The sequence below is a fragment of the Aestuariibacter sp. GS-14 genome (assembly GCF_006494365.1).
In the GTDB taxonomy this organism is placed as follows: Bacteria; Pseudomonadota; Gammaproteobacteria; order Enterobacterales; family Alteromonadaceae; genus Alteromonas; species Alteromonas mangrovi.
In genome coordinates this window covers 68194-90497 of sequence record NZ_VHIP01000015.1, presented here as the reverse complement: position 1 = coordinate 90497, position 22304 = coordinate 68194, and the positions used below count along the sequence as shown (strand labels likewise).

Here is a 22304-nt window from a genome sequence, read left to right as displayed (position 1 = left end):
CCATGCGATTACGCAGTATTGAAATGGTTCTGCCAAAAGCCGCTGAAGCCGCGGACTTTCTGGTAAACATATGGCATACCAAACTGGCAGCCAGTCCGGCGGATAACCGCCCGGACGCCAAAGCCAACACCCATTATATTCGCGGTTCGGGCAGCTTCCCGTACCTGGTTGCATTAGAAGAAGGCAACGAGTCGTTCGTGCGCAGCGTTACCTTTGTGTGCGAACCAAACGATATTGAGCGCATCGAACGCAACGCGCGGGCCAAAAACCTCAATGTGACCGCTGAAACGTCAGCTGATTTGGGCGGCGGTCAGGGCATCATTGTGGAATTGCCAGAAGGCGAACTGTTCCGCTTTTTAGCCGGCAGTGAAGAAGTAGCCCCCATCGACGATCCGGAATTGCCGGTAAAACTCACCCATGTGGTGTGTAACTCAGTGGATGCCGAACAATCCGGTTTGGCGGTAGAAGATATTTTAAATTTTACCGTGTCAGACCGTACCAAAGGCATGGTATTTGTGCGCTGTAATGCCTCGCACCACAGCACCGCATTTGCGCGTGCAGGCTTCAACTCACTTAACCATATTGCCTTTGAAATGAGCGATCTGGACGCAGTGATGCGCGGCGTAGGCCGCCTGCGTGATCACAAATACGCCCCAGCCTGGGGACCAGGTCGCCATGGCCCCGGCGACAACGTATTTGCCTACTTTATTGCGCCATTTGGCGCCGTTGTTGAATTTTCAACAGCAGTAGAAATTGTACCTGAAGACTATCAGGCCGGTGCACCAGAAGACTGGACCTGGCCGGAAAACCGCATTGATCAATGGGGCATGTCCGACAAAGACTTTGCTGGCTTAAAAGTAGCCGAAGCGAACTTCCCCTTTAAACGTACCTGGCAGCCAGCCTGAACAGTAAGTAAGTGAGCAATCAATATGAAATACGTTAGTTTTACCCTTAGTGATGGCAGCGCCGGATTTGGCCGTTTGCACGGTGACAGCATTGAAGTGTTAACCAGTCAGGCTGCTGACTTAAAAGCGGCATTGGATGCCGGTACCCTGGCTACGCTGAGCAGCGACGAACAGCTTGCACTTGAAAGCGTTACCCTGGCACCGGTTATTCCCAATCCAGGCAAGGTATTTTGCGTAGGTCACAACTACGAAACCCACCGTCAGGAAACCGGTCGCGCGGCAACGGAATATCCGTCTATTTTCGTGCGCTTTGCCGACTCCCTAGGCGCACATAATCAGCCTATCGTTATGCCAAAAGTGTCTACCGATTTGGATTACGAAGGCGAGCTGGCGGTTATCATTGGCAAGGGTGGGCGCTATATCAGCGAAGCCGACGCCATGTCACATGTAGCTGGATACGCTTGTTTTAACGATGCTTCTGTACGCGACTGGCAATGGCACAGCCGCCAGTTTACACCGGGTAAAAACTTCCCAACTACCGGCCCATTCGGCCCGTATATGATCACACCTGACGAAGCGGGTGATCTGTCTGAGGTGAATGTCACCACTAAGCTAAACGATCAAGTCGTTCAGCAGCAGCCTATTGGTGATATGATTTTCCCCATCGCAACGGTTATCGCCTATATCTCCAGCTTTACCCCGCTTAAGCCCGGCGATGTGATTGCCAGTGGTACGCCCGGTGGTGTAGGTGCGAAACGCACACCGCCGCTGTGGATGAAACCCGGTGACACGGTAACCGTAGAGATTGGCCCAATGGGCACGCTTAGCAACACTATTGTAGCGGAGTAACACCATGAAACAGTCTGCGTCAGCGCGTAATGGCATAGCGGCCCTTGGCACCGAAATGGGGCCCGCCATGATGGAAGGCATGCTAGCCGTATTTGCAGAAGAGCAAACCGCGTTGGTTGCACGCCAACCGGCGCTCGCTACCGATGTTGTCTACGGCGAACACCCTCGACACAGACTGGACATTTATGGCCCAACTGCTTTGCACAACGACCTAGCCGCGCGTAAAACCTCGTCGCGCCCGGTGCTGGTATTTGTGCATGGCGGTGGCTTTCTGAAAGGCGACAAAGGCGATACCACCCGCTGGTATAATGCCTGCGTTGGCCGCATGGCAGCCGAATATGACATGCTGGGCGTAGTGATTAACTACCGTCTTGCGCCTGAGCATACCTGGCCCGCTGGCGCTGATGACTTGGCTGCTGCAGTGACATGGCTGAAGCAGCACATTGCTGACTACGGCGGAAACCCGGATGCAATATTTCTAATGGGTACGTCGGCCGGAGCCAATCACGTTGCCACTTACCATCAGCAATACCAAGCACAGGATACAGTGAAAGGCTTGCTGTTCCTCTCTGGCTTGTACGGTGCCACCCCACTGGATGACCGCGACACGATCTACTATGGCGACCACGCGCTTTACGAAACGCGTATGGCAATGCCAACAATAAGTAAGTGCCCACTACCGCTATTTATAGCTTGCAGCGAATATGACCCTTCGCGCTTCCAACAGGAGTGGCTGGGTCTGGTTGAACAGCGATTCATCCATAATCAGCGCCTAGATCGCGTATTAGTGTTGTCTGGTCACAACCATTATTCGATTGCTGGACACCTCGGCACCAGTGACACTCGCCTGGCTGATGAAATCGTTGGCTTCATCCACGATATTCTTAACGCTCACCGCTAACACTGCGTTGTTCATAGTCTAATGGCTATCGAAAATCGTTATAGCAGGTATGCATAAATTCCGGTGTTGCTGTGCTATCTGCTCGCTTACTGTTAACAACATAATTACATGGAGCAAGCTATGAACTCACCTACCCTACAACGCTATGTGCGCACCGAAACGCTCATCGGTGCCGTGATCAACGCTATATTCAGTGTGCTATTTGTGTTTTTGATATTCTCTGGTCAATCGCATATCGGCATGACCGGCGAAGGCGGTTTGTTGATCGACTCAGTACCTCAGGGGCTCGCCATTGGCCTGATGGGGGCATTTTTTCCGTCGTTTTTAACCCGTAAACGCATAAAAGGCGGCCAGGTAAGCGTTGACAGCAGCGCGCAATCAGCCTCGAAATTACCCACCCATCCTTTTGTACGGGCACTCTTATTTGCCTTGGCCAGTGGTGTAGTGTCATTGCTGCTGTTTGTTCTGTTGTCGGCAGCCATTGGCAGTGTGTCGTTTACTCAGGCACTTATCCTGAAAACGGTATGGGGCGGCCTGCTCGGCGGCATGGTGTCGTACATTGCCCTGCAGTTTGCTTTGCGCGATTACGCTGCCTGATTAGAAAGGGGCTAACCATGCCCCTGTTAGCCTTACGGGTAATACTCCCACACCTGAAAGTTTTGCTACAACGCTTACTCATGCCAATTTGCGTGGAAGTGGTAAGCAGATATGCACGCTCCCTCGCTTACCTATATCGCATTATTTTACCCTTCCAACAATCGATGGATGAATATCGCCGGGCAAGATGGTACTGTAAAAAAAGTATTGGCAAAGTGGTATATACTTCCTATACATAAGGTTGGCTATAGCTTCCTTTACGTCATATCAGGGCATGCGTGGAAGTTTACATTCAGGCACCCCTGCTTAATCACACTAAAACGGGATTCGTAATGCGTTTTAAATTTCCCATCATCATCATTGATGAAGATTTTCGGTCAGAAAACACCTCAGGTCTTGGTATCCGTTCATTGGTACAACCCATTGAAGACGAAGGAATGGAAGTACTGGGGGTAACCAGTTACGGCGACCTCACGTCGTTTGTTCAGCAACAAAGTCGGGCATCCTGCTTCATTTTAAGTATTGATGACGAGGAGTTCAGTGATGACCGGGCGGAGGACACGCTGGCGCAGCTACGTGCCTTTGTTGGGGAATTGCGCCACCGAAACCAGTACATACCCATATTTCTGTATGGCGAGACCCGTACGTCCAGCCATATTCCCAACGACATACTGCGTGAATTGCATGGCTTTATTCACATGTTTGAAGACACGCCAGAGTTTATTGCCCGCTACGTAGTGAGAGAAGCCAAAGCGTATATTCGCGCACTGCCGCCCCCCTTCTTCCGCGCGCTGGTAGACTACGCAGCCGATGGTTCGTATTCCTGGCACTGCCCCGGACACTCTGGCGGCGTAGCTTTCCTGAAAAGCCCGGTTGGGCATATGTTCCATCAGTTTTTTGGTGAGAACATGCTACGAGCCGATGTGTGCAGCTCGGTAGAAGAATTAGGCCAGTTGCTCGACCACACCGGACCGGTAGCAGAGAGTGAAGCCAATGCTGCGCGAATATTTCACGCAGACCACTTATTTTTCGTCACCAACGGTACCTCTACGTCGAACAAGATTGTGTGGAACTCCACCGTGGTGCCTGGCGATGTGGTTATTGTTGACCGCAACTGCCATAAATCAGTGTTGCACTCCATTATTATGACGGGAGCTATCCCGGTATTTTTAATGCCAACCCGCAACAACTACGGCATTATTGGCCCCATTCCGCGCAGTGAATTTGATTGGGAAAACATCCAGAAGAAAATTGCTGCCAACCCCTTTATTACCGATAAAAACGCCAAGCCACGCCTGCTAACTATTACACAGAGCACCTACGACGGCGTGATGTACAACGTAGAGGAAATCAAGCAGGAACTGGACGGCAAGATAGACGGACTGCTGTTCGATGAAGCCTGGTTACCCCATGCATCATTCCACGATTTCTACGGCGATTTTCATGCCATGGGACAGGACAGACAGCGCTGTAAAGAATCGCTGGTATTTTCTACCCAAAGTACTCACAAGTTACTGGCGGGCATCTCACAAGCATCACAAATTCTGGTGCAGGATGCCGAGAACTATTCTCTGGATAAAGAATTATTCAACGAAGCCTATCTGATGCACACATCAACATCGCCGCAGTACTCGATTATTGCCTCGTGTGATGTGGCCGCCGCCATGATGGAGCCACCAGGTGGAACTGCGTTAGTTCAGGAATCTATTGCCGAAGCGATGGAATTCAGACGTGCAATGCGCAACGTAGATGAAGCCTGGGGTGAAGACTGGTGGTTTAAAGTGTGGGGCCCCGATGAGTTGGCCGAAGAAGGCATGGGTCCTTATGAAGACTGGACATTACGTGCAAATGAACGCTGGCACGGCTTTGGTAATCTGGCTGATGGTTTTAATATGCTGGATCCAATCAAAGCCACTATTTTAACGCCGGGGCTCGACGTTGACGGACAGTTTGCCGAAGTAGGCATACCGGCCTGTATCTTAACCAAGTACCTGAGTGAACACGGTATTGTGGTAGAAAAAACCGGTCTGTATTCGTTCTTTATCATGTTTACCATTGGTATCACCAAAGGCCGCTGGAACACCCTGGTAACCGAATTACAGCAGTTTAAGGATTGTTACGACACCAACATGCAATTGTGGCGTTGTATGCCGGAGTTTTTAGAAAACAACCGCCGTTATGAAGGTATGGGACTGCGGGATTTGTGTCATCAAATCCACCAGATGTACGCTCAGTACAACATTGCCCGACTCACTACCGACATGTATATGAGCGACCTTACTCCGGCTATGCGCCCAGGCGATGCGTGGTCGAAAATGGCGCACCGGGAAGTTGACCGGGTACCTATTGAAGAGCTGGAAGGCCGTATTACCGCCATGCTGGTAACGCCTTACCCACCGGGCATTCCGCTATTGATACCGGGTGAACGCTTCAATAAAACCTGCGTGGAATACCTGCGTTTTGCCAGCCACTTTAATGAAAGATTCCCAGGCTTCGAGACCTATATTCATGGCCTGGTAAAAGAAGTAAAAGACGGCAAAACCCATTACAGCATTGACTGCGTACGCGAATAACGCCGTTTGTTTGGGGGCAAAACCCCACTACGTCTAAACTCTACTAAAGCTGCTGCCGGTTAACGGTTAGCAGCTTTTTTTTGGGTTACTGGATGTAAAGCGAGAGACTAACAAGCGGTTATGCTTGACTTTAATGCTGTAAGCTTCAGGCTGTATAAGAAGGCTAACTTTACCTATTTCATAAACCGGAGGCCATTGTGGATGCTAATCATGTAGAAGTGCGCCATTTAACGTTTAAAGACATGACTGAGCTGAGGGAAGCCTGTAAAGAGGTGTACGTAAACTCTACCCTTGCTGCCTGGAACGACAAGATCCTCACAACGTTATTAACCAAATTTCCGGAAGGACAAATCTGTGTTTGTGTAGACGGAAAAGTCGTGGGCTGCGCGCTATCACTGATTATTGATTACCAAAAATTTGGCGATGATCACAGCTATGATGACATTACAGCAGACTACCGGTTCACCACGCATGATCCCAAAGGCGATGTGCTGTATGGAATCGAAGTGTTTATTCATCCGGAGTACCGTGGTTTACGCTTAGCCAGACGACTTTACGATGCCCGTAAAGAACTGTGTGAGAACCTGAACCTGCGTTCAATCATAGCGGGTGGACGTATGCCTGGATACGTTCAGTATTCAGACAAGATGTCTGCCAAACAATACATCGAAAAGGTGAAAGCAAAAGAGTTTTACGACCCGGTACTGAGCTTTCAGCTCGCCAACGATTTTCACGTGCGCAAACTGCTCAAAGGGTATCTCACAGACGATACTGAGTCGTTGGAATACGCCACACTAATTGAGTGGGCGAATATTTTTTACACCAAATCGGTAAAGCTGATAAATGCGGAACGCTCAGAAGTGCGGTTGGGATTAGTGCAGTGGAAAATGCGCCCCATGGATACCATTGAAGAGTTGTTCGAACAAATGGAATTCTATGTAGACGCAGTGTCTGATTACAAAAGCGATTTCATTTTGTTCCCGGAGCTTTTCCAGGCGCCACTGATGGCAGAGTTTAATCACCTTAACTTTACCGAATCGATTCGACAACTGGCTAAACACTCAGATGCCATCCGCGATAAATTTATTGAGTTTGCCATTACCTACAACATCAATATCATCACCGGCAGCATGCCGCTAATTGATAACAACAAACTGTATAACTCCGGGTATCTTTGCCGTCGGGACGGCAGTTGTGAGCGCTATGATAAGATCCACCCCACGCCTTCTGAAGTGCGCAACTGGGCGATGTCGGGCGGTAACGATATTCGGGTGTTCGATACGGATTGCGGCAAAATAGGCATAGTGATTTGCTATGATGTTGAATTCCCTGAATACAGCCGCTTACTCGCTGATCAGGGCATGAATATATTGTTTGTTCCCTTCTTAACCGACACGCAAAACGGCTATACCCGCGTTCGTCATTGCGCTATGGCACGCGCAATCGAAAATGAGTGTTATGTGGCCATTGCCGGCGCTGTTGGTAATCTGGCAAGAGTGAATCACATGGACATTCAATATGCCCAGTCGGCTTTATTCACGCCGTCAGACTTTTCGTTCCCCACAACGGGCATAAAAGCCGAAGCCACCCCCAATTCAGAAATGACCTTAATTGTGGACGTAAATTTAGACCTGCTAAAACAACTGCATAACCATGGCGCAGTGCATACCATGCGCGACCGTCGCCACGATTTGTATCAGTTGAAACTGGTTAAAGATTTATAAGTTTAGAGGCGGTGCTGCAATTACAGGAATTGCAGGCACCGCTTTATGCATTTGAGGTTACGGCAAGCCTCTAGCACAACACAGAAAAGGCGACGCCCGACAAGGAGTTTAATCTAATGCGGCGGAGCACAGAATGCACCGTTTCTGCTTAATGTGATGCATTGGTTGGCTTACTAGTCAGCGATACTCTACCGGTAACGCCTTTAATACCCCTCCTGCCACGAGAGCAAACCCCGCCCCTATTAACACATCAATCATGCGGGCCAGTATCAACATATCTGCACCAGACTCGATGGAAGCGGTATGAGCAAGGATAACGGTTAAGGGCGTGATAAAAATACAGGCTAGCGCATAATTTTTAGCGATCAGCATTTCAATGGTGAACGCGAGCACAAACAGCAAAATAATCAGCACTAATGGCGAAGGAGAAAAGGCAAAAATGCCCGTTGCCAGCAACATCCCCAGTGCAGTGCCCGTCGCGCGGTGCAATGACCGCTGCCAGAAATCAGTCATTCGCTGCCCCTGTAATATGGCAGCAACGGTAATGGACACCCAGTAGGGATTATCAATGCCACCCACACTGGCAAAATAATAACTTCCCCCCACGGTTCCCCCAACGACCAGCGCTTTCACGGCTATTGCAAGCTGCCAAAACGGTTGTGAAGGACCTGCTTCTATTTGCGGTTTGTCCTTTACGGTTATCAGGTCGTGCAAGTAAACCGCAACCGTTACCATTAGGCTGCCCGCCAGAAATGCACCGGCGATAACGGGAATATCACTCAGTGCAACAGGGTGAGTTTTGCTAAGGCAGCACACCATAATAAAAAAGAACCCCGCAGGAGGACGCATTCTTTTGTACAGAGCAAGGTAGATGGCAATGACAGCAACCAACCCAAGGAAAAAGGCTGATGCCGCTAAGTTTTGCTGAGTAACCAGGCCCAGAATATAAGCACCTGCAAATGGCAGCAGCATTTTTAGAAGTGCGCTGGCCCGATAACCAGGCGTAAAAGACGCCCCATATAGCCCCAATAATGAACCAACACAAGTCGTCAGCCCAACCTCAGGGTAGCCAGCAAGCACACCAGCCATAAGTGGCATAGCCATGAAGAAGGAGCAAATGACGATCAGTGAGAGTGGGCGTGGAACGGATTGAATGGCAAAAAGTGACTTAATGCCATGCATAAACCCGCTTTGTACTTGTTTAGCTATACGAGCCACTGTGAATTCTCCGTACCAGGTAATAACGACATTCAGTCACCGTTATATTCATTCCCGCTGCATACCCGGGGTGCTTTGAGTTAATTAGCGTGCAGCAAGGTGAACACTATCCACGAGCCCTCAGGGTCGAGGCGTTCTTACGCTTTATCAGCTCCATCTGCAACAACACACTGCCGCGCATAATCACGCTGGCGCCATTTAATACCAGCAACGGCCAACTCTGATTGAGCGGCATAGTTAAGCCAAATAACAAGGTACTGACATCTTTAATTAATATGCTTCGAAACAAACCGAAAGACAGCGCACCTATCTCGCCATAACGACGCAAAATCAGCCATTGATGCAATGTTCCCTGAATCAAAATGGCGGTCACCAACAGCATTAACCCGTTGGTCCCGAGTTGAGCAAAGGCAGGAAAAGGGCGAAAGCCCATGGAAATAAACCCGCTGGTCAGGGCACAACCTGCGAGAACCAGCGTTATCAATGTGGTTGATGTACGCCGCTCCTGCCAGATGCGCCAAAGGATAACCAGTGTAAGTAATAGCGCGCCACAGCGAGTCCATACTAAATAATGATTGAATGGTTCTACGGCTATGCCAAACATAAAATTTGCGTAGAAAGCAAAAAAGCTGGAGCCAAACTGGTTTAGCGACAAACTTTGCGTGCCCTTCGCATTGCTTTGTCGGTGAAGATGAATACGCCTGATCTGTGCCCACAATCCCAGCCAGGTTAGAATAAACAGAACGGCACTGAGCGCGCCCAGGATGTGGTAGAGCATATCGAAATGAAGTAATGGCGAATTACCCCGATGATAGCACGATTGCGTGTTAAATGAGCTCCCTGATATCGCTTCGCGATTCCGGCAAGGCGGGTTGAGGAATATTTTAACCTCGTGCGCCTTTAAGCGAGATCCCTGACATCGCTTCGCGATTCAGGGATGACGGCTATTGTGACATCGCTTTGCGATTCAGGGATGACGGACTGTGGAATGCTTGAGTGCGAGTTCAACCGCGTCAAGTGTGTGCATGTGTTCAAAATACATTGTGACATGCTGATAGGTATTCAGCGCAAAACCCGCTCCCGTCAGCCGACGAATGACCCAGAACCAGTATGCATCCATGGCAGACCAGCTATCGCCATACCAGTAGGGCTGATGAGTGAGCGTTGCATCCAGTTGACTGAATATCCCTGCCAGTGCGGTCTCAGCTCGCTCTTTCACTTCCGTCACGAGCGCATCGCCAGCGATAAGATCGGGTCGACAATAGCGGGTTACCAGTGGGTGTACGCCCGAAGCTAAATAGCTTAAATCACTGAAGCGTTGAATACTGTCTACGCTTTCAGGGAACAGTCGCACTTGCGGCCAGGCGCTATTCAGGGCGATGAGAATGGCCGGCGTTTCCGTGATCACCCGCCCGTTCAGATTCAGCGCAGGTACTTTGCCTTTGGGATTGATTGCCAGATATTCCGGGCGCTTGTGCTCCCCTTTGGCCAGTATCACATTGCGCAATGTATAGGGTACCCTGGCATGCTCCAGAGCAATCATAGTGACCAGTGAACAAGCACCGGGCGAGGCATACAGGGTCACGGATTCGGTTAGGGCTTCGGTTAGGGCTTCGGTTACGGTGTGCATGGTTAACTCCGAATTTAGACTGTGAAGTCGGAAGGACAAATAGAGGGGCATATTGCCCCTCATGTTGTAGTACTTATTTCGTCAGAATCGCAACCGGCCCTAACAAGCCAGATTCACGCAGCGGTGCATCCGGTACATAGGTAGGCACGGTGGTAAACGTGAAGGTGTCTTTGGTGTCGGGCTGAGCATCACCAATCAGACGGTTAACCCATAGATTGGTTACTTTCAGTGCAATGGTGTTATTGCCTAACGTCAGAAAGTCCGTAACATCAATTTGATACGGCGCTTTCCACAAGGTATCCACTACCTTGCCGTTAACACTCACTTCCACCAGCTCCCGTACATCACCCAAATCCAATACCAGCGACTTGCCATTGGGTAACTGCTTTAGTTCAACCGTTTGCTGGTAAGTGGCGGTTCCCGAGAAATACTTAATGCGCTCGTCGTTACTATTGGCCCAGTTGCCAGCCTGCATGGTTACTGGCTCCAATGGTGCACCACGTCCGGGCTGGAAGGTTACCGTCCAGTTGTTGTCCAGAGAGGCAAACGTGCGGGCTTTGACTGGCTTTTTCGCACTTACCCGCTCATCGCTGGCAAATACGATGTAGCCTGACTCAAACGGAGCAAGCTCGCGTTTGATTTCAGTCACACCGCGCTTTTGCTTGTAATCAACAGCGGTAATCTCACCGGTTACCGCATTGTAGTGATACGGCGTTTTATCACTCACCGCAAAGCGCAGCGTGACCGGCTCGTTGCGGTTTTGGCGATGGGTATAGAAATAAATCTCTTCGCTGTCGGTATGACGGTGCACAAAGAACAGCTCAGTGTCATCGCGTTTGGCGTTATAAGCAAAATCGGCTTTAACACCGGCTTTTTTGAGGCCAGTGGTGATGTCATCCGCTTCGATTACCCGTCCTCTGCCGCTATTGCCCGACCACAGTGCATTGGCCAGAGCAGTAAATTCAGCCTGATCATCCTGCAATGAAGGAGACGCTAACGGTTTGTGTCCAATTATCGTCGCGCCGTCTTTTACCAGAGCAGCCAGTTTCTTCAGTACCGACAAGCTCATGTACTCACTAGTACCGCCTAAGTACAGCACCTTATAGCGCTGGCCGCTTGGCGTTACTAACTGACCGTTATCTACACGCAGTAAATCGCGAATGATATCGGCATTAACGTAATCGAAACCGTTTTCACGCGGCACGTCTTGCGACGGCTTGTCGTTGTGCAGTGCGGTAAGTGGCGTTTCTTCACCATAGAAATACGCTACATCTGCGTAAAAGCGCCCTTGTTGCAACATGTAAGTGTTGCGGCTGATGTAGGTCACCCAAGGCTTGGCAAATTCTGCCCAGGTTTCTAACCGATTAAAGTACTGACCAAAAATAAACAGGCTCAGGCCCGGGCCGTTGTCCAGCGGTTGATGCACCGAGGTATGAATGATCGGTCGGTTCACACCCAGCGCAAACTCCATGTCTAGCATAGGCTGAAGATCGCGAGGAGAGAAAGCCCAGGGCGATGCAGCAGCCGTGAGTGACTCAGCGGCCACTTTGTTTTGTCCGTATATGTGCGCAACCGACGCCGCTTCTCGAATATCCGACCAATACTGCGGCGCAGGGCCAATTTTATTGTTGGTATCGAACGACCACATCGCGGCCATTGGAATATCGGCAGTACGACGCATCCGCATGCCATCACCCAATGATGGACGGCCGCTTTCCAACGCTTCGGAGTAGTGAATCATGTTGTACTCATCGAGTACCTTGCTGATCACGCCATAGTGATTGTCGGCAATCATTTCAGCCAGCGTCAGGCGGAAGTCATACAAAAACTTGTCGCTGTCCTGGGCGTTGTTCACCACCACACCGGTGAGCGCAGGTAACCAGGGGCGTAAATCATAACCGCGGCGTTGTTTAAACTCTGTAAACATAGCCGGCGTCCAGTTAGAGGGACCCACCTCAATACTGTCGTTCAGCAGGGCTTTTACGCCCTCCCCCAGCTTGTTGCTGCCGCTGGCTTTGGCGTAGCTCTGCAGGTAATACTCAATGTAATTACGCACGGCAATAGGATCGTACTTATCCACCTCCAGTCCGGTAGATTCCGGCGTGGCGGGGTGGTTTTCTTTACCGGTGAGCGAATAGCCTACCCGCAGAATTTTCCAGTTACCTTCAATCGGGGTCCAGGCAAGGGTACCGTCTGCTTGTAAGGCGTCGGTTACATCAATAATGTCGTTGGCAGGTACACCTTCACCATTGTGTTGATACGACAGTGGATAGTAATCCTCAACGATGCCAAAACCGGCTTTGTCTTCAAAACGGTGTACACGAGGCTGTTCATAAAAGGCCACTTCCAGCAGGTTTACTGGTGATGCCTGAGGCTCTCCCGTTGGTAGTTTGAAACCCGGTAGAGGTGCCGCACCCGGCGCAGAAGACGATGGCAATTCAAACTTGCCATTGGGGTTGGCGCGCATCACTAAACGCATGTACCGGGCCTGTACCGGCGCGAAAGACACGGTTTTCTGTACGCTGGTTTCAACCACAAAGTCAGCGACGTCAGTAAAGTGCTTACCATCAGCACTGGCCTGTACTACTGGCGCAAACGCGGCAGGCAGGAACATACCGGGAATCGGCATGGCGAACGACGCGCTTTGCAACGTGCGCAGTTCACCAAGATCGAAGGTAATCGTCAGCGCTTCATGTGGGCCAGATACAGTGGCAGCACCGGTGGTATAAGAACCATCCTGCATTAACGCCAGCGACAGCGGCTCTCCGTAACTGGTTGCTACGCTTTTAATCTCTACGGGTGTGGCAGAAAGCGGTATCGCGTACACAGCGATATCTTCGTAATAGTGTGGCACGTGAACTTTGGCGTGACTGTCATCCTGGAACATCTCTGTGCCCTGGGCGTAGTCCTGAAATACGCCGGTGGTTTGTGGTGGCGGGGCCAGCTTAATAGGCTTCGTACTGCCGCCCGTTACGTACGTTTCACTCCAGCTGATTTTCTTCATGCCGTCTTTCGGCGCAACCCAGGGACCACCGGTTTCACTCCAGCCCGGCGACGCCGCAATACCAAATTCAAAATCGTATTGCTGTGCCTGAGTCAGTGCGAACTGAAACTTTTGTTGCCAGTCGTCGCTCATATATTGCACTGGCGCATCCACGATTTTGGGGGTCATCAGGTGCGCATCAAAGTTTTGCACACCGCCAATGCCTACGCGGTTCATCCAGGCCAAATCTTTGGCAATACCGTCTTCGGTAACATTGCCGCTCATCCAATGCCACCATACAAGTGGCTTGGCATATTGAGGTGGCTGCTGGAACTCAGCGTCGCTCATTGAGCCCGCTACCACAGACAATGACGTCATAGCACTGCCCACCAGCAGTGTGCGAATAGCCCGGCTTACCGGCAAAAGAGAAAATCGCATACAGCATCCTTTACATTGAAAAAGAAAAACAAAAAGGCCAGCCACCTGGCCAGCCTTTGTAAGTGCAAGGCGCTTAGAACTTAGTTCTTAAGCTAACCGACATAAAGCGGCCCATACTCTTATAGGCCACACCTTCGTCAATTAAACGGAATGGCGGGTCCTGATCCAGCGCGTTATCAATGTTGAATGACACCTGGGTATCTTCATTAATATCATAACTGGTGAACAGCGACAGCGTGGTAAATGAATCGATTGATTCGTCACCCACGTCTGCACCGCCGCGATAGAACAAGGTACCTGATACATACCAGTCACCATTGCGTAATCCCACCGTTGCTACACTGTTAAAGGCGGAAATCGGGCTGTTGAAGTCACCTTGTTTAAGGGTGTCGTTGAAGCCTGCGCCTTTTACGTTTTCCTTATCGCGGTTCAGAATGTAAGTACCACTTAAATTTACATCCAACTCACCCAGTGCTACGTCGGTAAAGTACTGGATAGAGTAATCCAGACCGTCAACCTCATAAGCACCCATGTTAGCTTTACGCTGGTCAGATACCACATACGGTGTGCCGAAGATGGCAAACATGGTTTCCAGACTATCGAAGCCCGCCACGGGTAAATCATCAAATTTCGCAATGACTTCTTCAGCCGATGTTGGACCCAGAATAAAATAATCCTGGTTCACTTCTTCGTCGTAATACGACGGGCCGAAGAAGAAGCCAGCGTTTTGATCCAAACGATCTTCGTACTTCACGCTCCAGTAAGTTAACGACACTCTTAATTCGTCGGTAGCATACCAGTCGGTACCCAAAGACATGGTCTCTGCGTTTTCAGGTTTGATGCCTTCAGACGCGCCGCTAACCAGGAAAGTTGGCTTAAAGAAGTCCGGTACAAATGGGCTGTCTGACGCACGGAACGGGCTGAACGGTAAGAACAGTTCATATTGCAATGGTGCCGCTAAGTCAGCCAGTGCCGGTGCATGGAACGAAGTTCCCCAGGTCCCGCGTACGGTAACATCTTCGCTTGGGTTCCAGGTTACCGCTACTTTCGGGTTGGTAGATGAACCCACATCGTTGTAACGGTCATGACGTGCCGATAGCGACACATCCAAATGCTGCACCAGTGGCAGGGTGTTGTTGTCGCCCACCAACGGAATATACAATTCACCGAACACTGACTTCACACTGCGGTCGATATCGCGAACCGATGAGGTTGACGGGTTGCCTGTCATACCGGTATCTACAACCTGATAGAACGACTCTTCACGGTATTCGGTACCTACCGCAGCACGCATTGTGCCGCCGGTAATGTCGAACAGTTCACCGTTAGCAATCAGTTTTACTTCCGCCAGATCCTGCTTAGACAGCGTGTATTCCTGCCAGTCGGCAATAGACGCCAGTACCGATGCACTGGTTTGACTTACATCGTATGGATTAAGCGCCTGACCAGTGGTTGTGGCAGCCAGTGCCGCAGCCTGTGCTTCAGAGTTAATCTGATAATCGTTGTAAGTTGATTCACTCTTACCGTAGTTCAGCGTACCTTTTAACTTCCAGCTATCGGTTAACTGATACGTCAGGGTGGGTGTTACCTGCCACTGTTCATACACAGAAGGATTTTTACCCGCTTTGCCCCACACGTCTTCGTAGCTGAATGCAACGGTGTTAGAGGTTTCATCACCCACAGCCACAAAATAGGGGTTGTCTGAGGTAATGGTAGCAGAGGTACGAATGTCAGCCGGGTCATAGTCCACAGCATCACGACGAGAATAGTAAGCCAGCACGTCCAGGGTTAACCCTTTCGCCAGTTCCTGATTCAGGTTAGTGAACAACGAGTAACGCTCTTCTTCCGGATAATACGACTGATTATCGTAGCTTGAGCAATAGTTTGGATTGGCAGCATCCACACCCGGTAAGCCGTACAAGGTATTGTTCAGCAGAATGTTGCCTGGGTTACAGCCGGTTGCGCGATAATCTGCGCCGCCCTGAGCGGTTAAATCTTCTTTGATGTAGCTGAGGTCCTTACCAAACATGGCACTGCGGTCGCCATAAGAAAACGCCGCTACCAGGTTTCCGCTGTCCCAGCTGTGACCAAAGCCGCCCGACACATCAATGCGGTCGTAATCGCCGTGACCCATGCCGTACTGTACGCTGATCTCACCGCCTTCCATGTCTTTCTTAGGAATAAAGTTGATTACGCCGGCAACCGCATCAGAACCATAAATCGACGAGCCACCATCCGGAATAACTTCCACACGCTCAAGTAAGCTGGCAGGGATCATCGACGAGTCAACCCAGTTGAGCGGACCCACCGGTACTAAACGGTTACCGTTTAATAATACCAGTGTTGCCATACCACTTAAGCCACCAATACCGCGAATTTGCGGTGGCTCAAACGGAATAGATGAACTCAGTGTGTTTTCAGGTACTTCGTTAAACGCATCCATTTGTGGAATACGACGCAGCACGTCAGTAGCAGATGTAACGCCCTGCTCAATAATTTTTTCCTGGTTCAGACCAATCACGTTTGAACCAACCGGATTCACCCCTTCAATCAGGGTACCGGTTACAGAGATAACTTCTACTTCCTGCTCGGTTTGTTGTGCTTCCTGAGCAATGGCAGCAGACGATGCTAAATAGCCAAGGCCGGTACAAACCGCCAGGGCCAGTTTTTTCAAGGGTATGTGCTTTGGTTTCATTATAGTGTCCTTCAGTACGGCAAGCTTTTGGTTCACACTTACCGCACTAAGAATTTACATTTCATCAACAAAAGTAAAATATTAAATTTTCGCATTTCCATAGTTTTGATTTATACATCGCCTGCAAGCGCTGATTTTAAAAGAGCGAGTTTGATTGAAGTTGGGAGATAAGTTTGAAAAATAGTCGTCATACGATTGGCTTTTTAGAAGTGGAGTGCAAAGAGTGACTCGCCGGAGCAATTGGTTTACCTTGTATCCGTTACCAGTTTAAGAGGACAGCATGGCTACTATCAGAGACGTCGCAAAAGAAGCGGGCCTTTCTACGGGTACCGTATCCAAGGCGCTGAGTACGCCAGAAAAAGTGTCAGCCAAAAACCGTCTGAAAATAGAAGCGGCCATCAAAAAGCTCAAGTATAAACCCAACTTACTTGCCCGGCGTTTTCGCAGCAGTCGTGCAAATACCATTGTGGTTATGGTACCCGACATCGCTAATCTGTTTTTTGCCCAACTCATCAGTGGCATTGAAAACGTCGCTCAACAGGCCGGATTTAATGTGCTGTTGGGTGATACTAAAGACACCTTTGAACGCGAAGAAGCGTTTGTTCGCATGGTAGAAACCCGCCTTGCTGACGGCGTAATCAACCTGCGTCCCAGCCGCTCCTGCGAACCGCTGTTAGCGAGAGATGGCGTATTGTCGGTAACGGCCAGCAGCTGTGAAAACACCCCTGGTGTAAGTGTACGCATAGACAATGCGGCCGCTGCCGAAAAAGCCGTGTCGTACCTGGTAAAACTGGGTCACCGGCGCATTGGCCTGGTAACCGGCTTAAAAGACAACCCGCATACTGCTGATCGCCAAAAGGGATATTGCCGGGCATTACAGGCAGCGGGTATTGAATTTGACCCGACGTTGGTGATTGAAGGCGATTTTAACTTTTGGTCGGGGATCAGTGCTGCCGAGCAGTTTTGCCAATTGCCCAACCGCCCTACTGCGGTATTCTGTATGAGCGATGAAATGGCCATTGCCGCCATTAAAGGTTTTGCCGATCGTGGCTTACGGGTACCCGAAGACATGTCGGTAATCGGCTTTGACGATATGGAAGTGGCGCGTTACGTAACGCCTACGTTAACCACCATTGCGCAGCCAGCAGAAAAAATGGGCGAACGTGCTGCCAGCTTACTGATTGATCAAATAAACGGACACCCACCCGCGATCCGCGAACATGTATTGCCCTACGAATTCATCATTCGCGACAGCGTAGGCCCTGTAAATCTTAGTTAACCCGGAGTCTGCTGTGTTTACCCACTGCCCCCACTGCGCCGCCACCACTATCAGCTCTGCCAACGGACATCGTTTTGTGTGTGAGTCCTGTCATTTTGAGTACTTTCACAATACCGCTACTGCGGTTGCCGCGCTGGTTCAGTGGCAAGGCAAGCTGCTACTCACCCGCAGAGCGCGTAACCCGGGTAAAGACATGCTGGATTTACCCGGCGGCTTTGTGGATCACAATGAATCCCTCGAAGAAGCGCTAAGCCGCGAATTACAGGAAGAATTAGCGCTGGATATTAGCCACTGGCGCTATGTGTGTTCGCGCCCTAACACCTACCAGTACAACGGAATTACCTATAAAACCTGTGATTGTGCGTTTGAGGCTACGCTTAGCCAACAGCCGGACATAACCGTAGCCGAAGATGAAATCAGTGAATTGATATGGGCGTTACCTGCCGATATCCGGTTGGAGGATATTGCGTTCCCGTCTATTCGCAATCTGGTAGGTGGGTGGATTGCCAAACAGCAATCCACTTAACCATACCAATTAACCATACCAATCGGCTCAGTTAGTGTTAGTTACCCGCTGTAATAATCGCATCGAAGCCTTGTTTGGTCGCGGCTACGGCTTCTAACGGCGTTAATCCGTCAGGATATTGTTCCTGTTCCAGCACAATCCACTGTGCGCCGCCAATGGCTGCCGTGGCCTGATAAATGGGTAACCAGTTGATGCCGTCCTTACCCACAATTGGCGTGCCTTTGGGTGTGTCATATTCAGGTGCTTTGAAATGCGCTGTCAGGGTTCGGCCCGGATAGGCTTTAACCATGGCAACCGGATCTTTTTCTGCTACCAGTGTCCAACCCACATCCTGCTGCAACACCACTGAATCGGGGGTATTACTGGCAATGTGCTGCCAGAAGGTAATATCGCCAAAGTCTGCCATTTCCTGCGCATGGTTGTGATAACCCACACGTAAACCATAGGGCGCCAGCCGCTCAGCAATCGCAGTTAATTCTTGCGCAACCAAATCTACAGTTTCTGCAGCAAACGCACGATCATCCCAAGGCACAATCACATAGGGCGTACCCAACTGTTGATGAAACAAGGCGGTTGCTACCAGGTTGTCGCCTCGCAACGCATCAAAGCCAACGTGCGCGCCACTTACTGCCAGCCCCAGCTCGGCCAGCTTGGCTTTTAATCCGGTTGGATTGTGCTGATACGGGCCAAAATCACCGGCAAATTCCACACCGTCGAATCCCATGTTAGCCAGCGCTTGCAGTGTACCCACAAAATCAGCTTTTACGTCGTCTTTAACCGACCACAATTGTATGCTGATAGCCGGTTTATCAAAATCCGGATACGTCACATCAGCCGTCGCAACGGGTGCCGTTTCTGTTTCAGAGTCTCCACAGCCTGTTAATATCAGGGCCATCGTCAGCGCCGCCAACAAGGGCGCGAAAGGCATTGCTAGTTGTTTTATCATTATAATCTTCCTGCGTTAAATTCCTTCACCGCATAATCTACGGCGCGAGCGGTTAAGGCCATAAAGGTAATCGATGGATTCCCTACACCGGTAGAACAATAGCTCGCGCCATCGGTTACAAACAAATTAGGCACATCGTGGGCCTGGTTATAGCCATTCAATACCGACTCTTTGGGATCGCGCCCCATTCTGGCCGACCCCACTTCGTGAATGGCCAGTCCCGGCGGCGCGTAATTCACATTAGCATGAATATCGCCAAAGCCCGCATCCTGAAACATCTTCACCGAGACCTCGGCGGCGTGCTCCATCATCAGGGTTTCGTTTTCCGACCACTTACAGTTGATGCTGAGTTGCGGCATGCCCCACTTGTCTTTTTTGGTGGGGTGTAATTGCACCTGGTTGTCACGGTTTGGCAGCATTTCACCCTGCGCCCCTAAACCAATCCCCCACTTACCTGGGTTGTGCAGCATGTTCTTAAAGCTCGTACCAAAGCCATCAGATGCGCCAAGTCCTTGCCAGTCGGCGCGTGCCGCACTACCTGCCAGCGCATAGCCGCGCTTAAAGGCTTTGTGGTAGCGCTTGGGTTCAAAATGGAAGTTGGGAATGTACAACGACGAGGGCCGACGACCTATGTAATACTCGTCTTCGTAACCCTCTATAGACGCGGTAACATAGGCATTGTAATTGTGATCCATCAGGTAATGTCCCAACACTCCCGAGCTATTGGCAATACCCGTTGGGAAACGTTTGCTGGTGCTGTTGAGCATAATTTGCGTGCTGCCCAGTGTAGAAGCGCACAAAAATACCATTTTTCCGAAGTACTCGCGCTGCTCAAGGGTGTCGTTGTCGATTACCCGCACGCCCACCGCTTTTTGGGTTTGTTCGCTGTAAATTACGCTCTCCACCACGCTGTTCGGCGCAATGTATAAATTACCGGTGCGGGCTGCGGCTGGCAGCGTAGCACTCTGGGTAGAGAAATAGGCCCCAAACGAACAGCCTTTCTGGCATTCGTTGCGCGCCATACACTGCATACGGCCTAAGTCCACCTGGATCTTCTGCGGTGCGGTTAAGTGAGCACAGCGACTCATGATCACCGGTTTGTCGGGGTGCTTGTCTTTCATTAACGCGGTAAAATCCCGCTCCGGTGCGGTCATTTCAAATGGCGGCTGAAAGATACCATCGGGTAGCTGTGGCAGACCATCGGCATTGCCGCTGATCCCCACAAAACGCTCCACGTAATCATACCAGGGCGCTAAGTCTTCATAACGAATGGGCCAATCGTTGCCGTGACCATCTTTGGCATTTGCCTCAAAATCAAATGTGCTCATGCGATAAGACTGACGGTGCCACAACAGCGATTTACCGCCCAACTGGTTGGCGCGGATCCAGCTAAAAGGCGCGTCTGGTTCGGTGTGGTAAGGATAGTCTTTGTCGCTGGAAAAAAAGTGTTTAGTGCCATCGTGAAACGCATAGCATTGCTGTTGAATGGCGTATTCCTCATCAATCAGTTTCTTGGCCACTTTCATTCGGTTAGGGTATTCCCAAACCGGCTTGGCCTCAGTGGTGTAGTCTTTTCTGTGCTCTACCACCCGGCCGCGCTCAACCATCAGGGTTTTGAGCCCCTTTTCGCACAATTCTTTGGCGGCCCAGCCTCCGGTGATACCAGAGCCCACTACAATGGCGTCGTAGACTTCCGCAGATTCATTTACGTAGCGATGTTGTGTCATGTTAAAAATCCTGCTGCGACGTTGGCTTAATAGTAATCTTTGGAACTGTACGCACTGCCAATATCGGCATAGGGCACTGAGCCCACAAAGCGTCCAGGCACGGCCTGATAGGTAAGTTCCTGAGTAGCGCCAGGCATGGATGTGTAGTAACCAAACACAATCAGGCTTTTGAGTTGCTTAAATGGCCCGTATTGTTCCTGCGAGAACGGTTGCTGCATCGCTTCAAGTTTTTCCAGCAAGGCAATTTGTGCGTCTGTGGTTAGCAATTCAAAAGACTTACCCGTGTCGATTGCCGAGCGTTGATAAATGGATTGTAATACCGACTTGCAGTCTTGCTGGGTGTCTGCAGAGAACACCACCAACAACTGATGTTCTACAAATTCAGTGCAGCCCACATCCACAGCTCCCGGCGTGTCTGTTCGCGGGATCACACACTCACAAATGGCCTTGAGTACTGCGCGTTCCTGTAAGGTAAACAAGCCGGTTTGTGACGTAGCGGCGTCATACGACATCGCAGCCGCTACGGCATTGTTCAGCAATACCCCTTCGGAAGCACATAAACCTAAGCCCAATAGCATGCGCTTTAACATGGTACGGCGGGATGGGTTCTGACTCTGCATATTATCCTCTGACGGCAGATTTCATTCGATTTGTTAATTAACTTAACATACTATAAACAGATAACACTATGACTTATTATGCAAACGCATTAAATCCTGTGAACATGAGACATTACACAAATGAACCGGTTCATTTTTATTGTAATTTTTGCTTTAGTTATTACTAAAATTTGCCAAATAATCTCATTGCATAGCGGTATTTTTATACCGTAGGATGATGCTTTATTTTGCTACTCAACAAGGAGTACACCATGACCGATCAACATCGCCGCCAATTTATTTCAGCCGCAGGTACGCTGGCCGCCGCAGCCACACTTACCAGCACATCAGCGTTAGCATCAGGCACCGGCTGCAATACCTTAGGGCCGGTAGTTCACATGGTGTATTTTTGGTTAAAAAATCCCGATTCCGCTGCCGATCGCGACGCCCTGATTGCCGGACTGAATAGCCTGAAAGCCATTCCTCAAATCCAGGGACTGCACGTTGGCGTGCCAGCCTCAACGTTAGAACGCGACGTAATTGACAGCAGCTATCAGGTATCGGAGCTGATGTTGTTTAATACAACAGAGGATCAGGACGCCTACCAGACCCATCCGCTGCATGTGAAGTTTGTTGAGCAGTGCTCGCATCTGTGGAGCAAAGTGGTGGTGTACGATTCGGTATCGGCATAACTGCGTTTCCAGCCCCAGTGGA

The 22304-nt window shown here is 50.2% G+C and carries 17 protein-coding genes; 9 read left to right on the top strand and 8 right to left on the bottom strand.

Annotation, left to right across the window (positions count from 1 at the left end; all coding sequences use genetic code 11):
• The first annotated feature begins 2 nt into the window (after nucleotides 1–2).
• The 6 genes from FJ444_RS18340 to FJ444_RS18315 all read left to right on the top strand — a co-directional run bounded on the left by FJ444_RS18340 (nucleotide 3) and on the right by FJ444_RS18315 (nucleotide 7549).
• Complete coding sequence (locus tag FJ444_RS18340) at nucleotides 3–905, top strand: VOC family protein (RefSeq protein ID WP_140960804.1); 903 nt, start codon at nucleotides 3–5, stop codon at nucleotides 903–905.
• Between the two features lie 24 nt (nucleotides 906–929).
• Nucleotides 930–1754, top strand: a complete 825-nt coding sequence (locus FJ444_RS18335) for a fumarylacetoacetate hydrolase family protein (protein WP_140960801.1) — start codon at nucleotides 930–932, stop codon at nucleotides 1752–1754.
• 4 nt (nucleotides 1755–1758) lie between these two features.
• Nucleotides 1759–2655: an alpha/beta hydrolase gene (locus FJ444_RS18330; RefSeq protein WP_140960799.1), complete on the top strand. Its 897-nt coding sequence runs from the start codon at nucleotides 1759–1761 to the stop codon at nucleotides 2653–2655.
• Between the two features lie 120 nt (nucleotides 2656–2775).
• Nucleotides 2776–3252, top strand: coding sequence for a hypothetical protein (locus FJ444_RS18325; protein ID WP_140960797.1), 477 nt, complete (start codon nucleotides 2776–2778; stop codon nucleotides 3250–3252).
• Nucleotides 3253–3584: 332 nt separating this feature from the next.
• Nucleotides 3585–5825, top strand: coding sequence for an arginine/lysine/ornithine decarboxylase (locus tag FJ444_RS18320; RefSeq protein WP_140960795.1), 2241 nt, complete (start codon nucleotides 3585–3587; stop codon nucleotides 5823–5825).
• 242 nt (nucleotides 5826–6067) lie between these two features.
• A complete protein-coding gene (locus FJ444_RS18315; protein ID WP_219993922.1) occupies nucleotides 6068–7549 on the top strand; it encodes a bifunctional GNAT family N-acetyltransferase/carbon-nitrogen hydrolase family protein in 1482 nt (493 codons plus the stop codon).
• Between the two features lie 177 nt (nucleotides 7550–7726).
• Here FJ444_RS18315 and FJ444_RS18310 read toward each other — a convergent pair whose 3' ends face one another.
• The 5 genes from FJ444_RS18310 to FJ444_RS18290 form a co-directional block, all read right to left on the bottom strand.
• On the bottom strand, nucleotides 7727–8767 hold the full coding sequence (locus FJ444_RS18310) for an FUSC family protein (RefSeq protein ID WP_140960790.1): 1041 nt from the start codon (nucleotides 8765–8767) through the stop codon (nucleotides 7727–7729).
• A 106-nt stretch (nucleotides 8768–8873) separates the two neighbouring features.
• Nucleotides 8874–9545 (bottom strand): hypothetical protein, encoded by a 672-nt coding sequence (locus FJ444_RS18305; protein ID WP_140960789.1) that lies wholly within the window; start codon nucleotides 9543–9545, stop codon nucleotides 8874–8876.
• A 189-nt stretch (nucleotides 9546–9734) separates the two neighbouring features.
• A complete protein-coding gene (locus FJ444_RS18300) occupies nucleotides 9735–10397 on the bottom strand; it encodes a glutathione S-transferase family protein (RefSeq protein ID WP_181405224.1) in 663 nt (220 codons plus the stop codon).
• 73 nt (nucleotides 10398–10470) lie between these two features.
• On the bottom strand, nucleotides 10471–13818 hold the full coding sequence (locus tag FJ444_RS18295) for a glycosyl hydrolase (protein WP_140960785.1): 3348 nt from the start codon (nucleotides 13816–13818) through the stop codon (nucleotides 10471–10473).
• A 73-nt stretch (nucleotides 13819–13891) separates the two neighbouring features.
• Nucleotides 13892–16513 carry a TonB-dependent siderophore receptor gene (locus tag FJ444_RS18290; RefSeq protein ID WP_140960783.1) on the bottom strand — a complete coding sequence of 874 codons (2622 nt, stop codon included), beginning with the start codon at nucleotides 16511–16513 and terminating at the stop codon, nucleotides 13892–13894.
• 280 nt (nucleotides 16514–16793) lie between these two features.
• Between FJ444_RS18290 and FJ444_RS18285 the strand changes: the two genes are divergently transcribed.
• Nucleotides 16794–17792 carry a LacI family DNA-binding transcriptional regulator gene (locus FJ444_RS18285; protein ID WP_140960781.1) on the top strand — a complete coding sequence of 333 codons (999 nt, stop codon included), beginning with the start codon at nucleotides 16794–16796 and terminating at the stop codon, nucleotides 17790–17792.
• 13 nt (nucleotides 17793–17805) lie between these two features.
• Nucleotides 17806–18318, top strand: coding sequence for an NUDIX domain-containing protein (locus tag FJ444_RS18280; RefSeq protein WP_181405223.1), 513 nt, complete (start codon nucleotides 17806–17808; stop codon nucleotides 18316–18318).
• 37 nt (nucleotides 18319–18355) lie between these two features.
• Here FJ444_RS18280 and FJ444_RS18275 read toward each other — a convergent pair whose 3' ends face one another.
• Genes FJ444_RS18275 through FJ444_RS18265 form a run of 3 tightly spaced genes read right to left on the bottom strand, consistent with a single transcriptional unit; the run spans nucleotide 18356 to nucleotide 21611 of the window.
• Nucleotides 18356–19264 carry a sugar phosphate isomerase/epimerase gene (locus tag FJ444_RS18275; protein ID WP_255439313.1) on the bottom strand — a complete coding sequence of 303 codons (909 nt, stop codon included), beginning with the start codon at nucleotides 19262–19264 and terminating at the stop codon, nucleotides 18356–18358.
• On the bottom strand, nucleotides 19264–20991 hold the full coding sequence (locus tag FJ444_RS18270; RefSeq protein ID WP_140960772.1) for a GMC oxidoreductase: 1728 nt from the start codon (nucleotides 20989–20991) through the stop codon (nucleotides 19264–19266). Before FJ444_RS18270 ends, FJ444_RS18275 begins: the two co-directional genes overlap by 1 nt.
• A gap of 26 nt (nucleotides 20992–21017) precedes the next feature.
• On the bottom strand, nucleotides 21018–21611 hold the full coding sequence (locus FJ444_RS18265) for a gluconate 2-dehydrogenase subunit 3 family protein (protein WP_140960770.1): 594 nt from the start codon (nucleotides 21609–21611) through the stop codon (nucleotides 21018–21020).
• Nucleotides 21612–21862: 251 nt separating this feature from the next.
• Here FJ444_RS18265 and FJ444_RS18260 point away from each other — a divergent pair, with 251 nt between their 5' ends.
• Nucleotides 21863–22282 (top strand): Dabb family protein, encoded by a 420-nt coding sequence (locus FJ444_RS18260; RefSeq protein WP_140960768.1) that lies wholly within the window; start codon nucleotides 21863–21865, stop codon nucleotides 22280–22282.
• Nucleotides 22283–22304: the final 22 nt, after the last annotated feature.